We start from the raw sequence: 3,025 nt of genomic DNA, 5'->3' as shown, positions 1-3,025 counted from the left end.
GCCGTAGCCGTGGTCGGCGTCGGCAATCACCGGCAACTGGGCGACACGGCCGATGCGGGTGGCCTGTTCAGCGAATTCGCTGAGGGTGATCAGGGCAAAGTCAGGGGCGCCCAGCACTTGCAACGAGGCGACCGAACCACCAAGGATCCCGACTTCGAAGCCCAGGTCGGCGGCGATGCGGGCCGACATCGGGTCGAAAACCGAGGCTGTGTGGTAGCAGGTGTCGGAGGCGAACAATTGGCGAAAGTTGTGGCGCAAATCTTGATGGGAAAGCCTGGACATATGAGTTCCACCAATGGAATGGAGGGGCTTGAGCAAAAATGTCAACGCCGAAGAAATAAAAGGCTATCACGCGCGCAGGGGGAAAATGATGACGAATTTGCCGGGTCCGGCAGATTGACGTCGCAAAGATGGCGCTGATAAGTCACGCCGCTTCGGCCTGTTGCCGTTGGTCAAGCAGCGGCACGGCGCGCACCGAGTCGCCGGGTTGCAACTGCAAGCGCTTGGCGGTCAGGCGATCAACCACCAGGCTGTTGCCCAGCCGTCGGGCCGGGGCGCAGGTAATGCGGCAGTTTTCCAGGCGGCGGTTGTGGATCAGCCAGAGGGGCGCTTTATCGTCCGGCGAGCCGATGGCCAGTGACAGCGGTTGGCTGTCGCGCACGGTGCGGATCCCGGAAACCGGTGCCTCAAGGACCGGTCCGCCGTCGAAGATATCGATGTAACCCTTGTGGGCAAACCCTTCGGCGCTGAGGATTTTCAGGGCCGGCTCGGTATTCGGGTGGGCCTTGCCGATCACCGCCTGGGCCTGTTCGGTCAGCAGGCAGGTGTACAGCGGCTGGCGCGGCATCAATTCGGCGATGAACGATTTGTTGCCCAGCCCGGACAAGTGATCGGCGTGGCTGAAATCCATCTTGAAAAAGTRCCGGCCGWGGCTGTCCCAGAACGGCGAGCCGCCTCGTTCGTCGGCACTGCCGCGCAACTCGGCGATGAGCCGGTTGCCGAACAGCTGCGTAAACTCGGCCACAAACAACAAACGCCCGAGCGAAAGCAAACGGCCGTTGCTTCCCTGGCGCTGATCGGGGCGCAGGTACAGCGAGCAGACTTCCGATTGCCCGGTCAATTCATTGCTCAGGAACAGGGTCGGGATCTGGCGCTGGATGCCCAGGTCCTCTGAAGCGCTGACCGTCAGCCCGACCCGGTAGTTGTACCAGGGCTCGCGCAGGCCGACGCCACCCGTCAGGGCGCTGACGCCCACCACTTGCTGCTCGTCGTCCTCGAGCACGAACAGATAATCGGCATCGGCCCGATCGACCTGCCCGGCGAAAGTGCGTTGGGCCCAGCGGATCCGGTGGGCCAGGCGTTCTTTGTCGGCCGGCAGGCTGGTAAGTCCCGGAACGGCCTGACGCACCAGCGTGAACAGGGCGGGCAGATCGGTGATCTGGACCGGACGGACAATCATGCGGCTGTTCCTTGTTCGTGTGTGCTCGGGCGGTGACGACGCTGGCAGGTATTCACAGTGCGATCAGCCTGATCGGGCTGCCCTCGGTCACCTTCAGCGCCTTGCACATGGCTGCGTCCAGCGTGACGGGTTGCCCGGTGATGTAGTCAAGATCGGCGACGATGGCCCGGTAGTCCTTCAAGGACTCGTTGCTCACCAGAAAGCTGCCGCGGGCATCGATCACCGATCCCTGCAGCGTGATAGCGCGCTGGCTGTGGGCGATGGAACGAATGCCCGACGTGCGCGCATACAGGGTCGGGCCGCCGTCGAACAAATCGATGTAGCTGTTGGTTTCGAAGCCTTCACGCTCGAGGATATCAAAGGCTTCCTGGCCATCGGGGTGGATGCTGCCGATACAGTCCTGTGCCGCCTGGGGCAGCATGGGCACGTAAATCGGATACTGCGGCATCAGTTCGGCGAGAAAGGTGCGGCTCTGCAGGCCGCAAAGCCGTTCGGCCTCGACGTAGGGCAAGTCGAAGAAATGCTTGCCCACGGCATCCCAAAATGGCGAGTGGCCTTCATCACTGCTGTAGCCGATGATTTCGGTGATCACCGTTTCGGAAAAACGCCGGGCGTGGGTGGCGATGAACAACAGGCGCGCCCGCGACAGCAGTTCGGAATGCGCGCTGCACACACGCGCGACATCGATATGGAAGCCCCGCAGCAAGGTGTGGCCACTGAGATCGTGACACAACGACAAGGTCGGTACACCGTGCTCAATGTTCAGTTCCCTCGAGGCACTGGTGAAGTGCCGGTTGCGCAGGCTGTAGAACGGCTCGTTGAACCCCGCCGTGGCGAGGATCTCCGAGCAGCCGACCAGGTGCTGCGTCGCCAGGTCTTCGAGTACAAAGAAATAGTTTTCCGGGCCATGACCATCGACGTCCTTTTCGAACGACGCACAGGAATCGAGGATTTTTCCGCGCAACCGTTCGCTATCGTCGGGCAGGGATGTAACGCCCACCAGGCTTTCACGAGCCAGCCTCTGCAACTGGGGCAGGTCGGCTGACTCGACTGGACGCAAGACCAGCATGGAGACACTCCTGTATCAAACGATTCGGCGGTTTGAGCCGAACCTGACTTTCACTGTCGGTTTTTCCACACATTCAATCGGTGGTCGTCTGAACGTTGTCAGGCGCCACTCTTTTTCTTGTCAGATGTTTTTTGGAATGGACCGCATTAAACAAGAAACGGGCGATTCGGCCGCAGGCGATGCCTGGCCAGGCGCATTGATCGGGTATTCAAGAAAGGGCATCCGGGCTCCTGCTGGATGAGTGTGGAACAGGTTTTAACAGCACGTTGAAAGGAGTATTTAATTATCGCGTCCTGCCTGTCTAGTGAATTCTCGCGCGGTCTGGCCGTGCCCGAAAAAGGGGCGAAGTGCCTGTGCCAAGGGACTACGCCGATGTCGTAAAGTCTTGTAGGTGATTGCCTTGGTTGCGGTCAGCCATAACAGAAAACCTGGCAGGAAATGACTGAAGGATCCGTTTCAAACAGGAAAATTAAACCCCACCCGGGGCCGCTTTGTTG

The 3,025-nt window shown here is 60.3% G+C and carries 3 protein-coding genes; all 3 read right to left on the bottom strand.

The window, feature by feature from the left end; all coding sequences use genetic code 11:
* Positions 1–282: isocitrate lyase/phosphoenolpyruvate mutase family protein (locus ACXRVY_RS22275; protein WP_458238256.1), on the bottom strand; the 282-nt coding region annotated here is incomplete at its 3' end.
* 142 nt (positions 283–424) lie between these two features.
* A complete protein-coding gene (gene astA, locus ACXRVY_RS22270; protein ID WP_458238255.1) occupies positions 425–1,459 on the bottom strand; it encodes an arginine N-succinyltransferase in 1,035 nt (344 codons plus the stop codon).
* Between the two features lie 52 nt (positions 1,460–1,511).
* Complete coding sequence (locus tag ACXRVY_RS22265) at positions 1,512–2,528, bottom strand: arginine N-succinyltransferase (protein ID WP_457266343.1); 1,017 nt, start codon at positions 2,526–2,528, stop codon at positions 1,512–1,514.
* Between the last annotated feature and the right edge of the window lie 497 nt (positions 2,529–3,025).

This window comes from Pseudomonas sp. P5_A2_2, assembly GCF_054177685.1.
This window is presented reverse-complemented; position numbering and strand designations above follow the sequence as displayed.

Bases quoted from the DNA above. Each gene is read 5' to 3' on its own strand.
- ACXRVY_RS22265 (WP_457266343.1), bottom strand. From the start codon at position 2,528: ATGCTGGTCTTGCGTCCAGTCGAGTCAGCCGACCTGCCCCAGTTGCAG.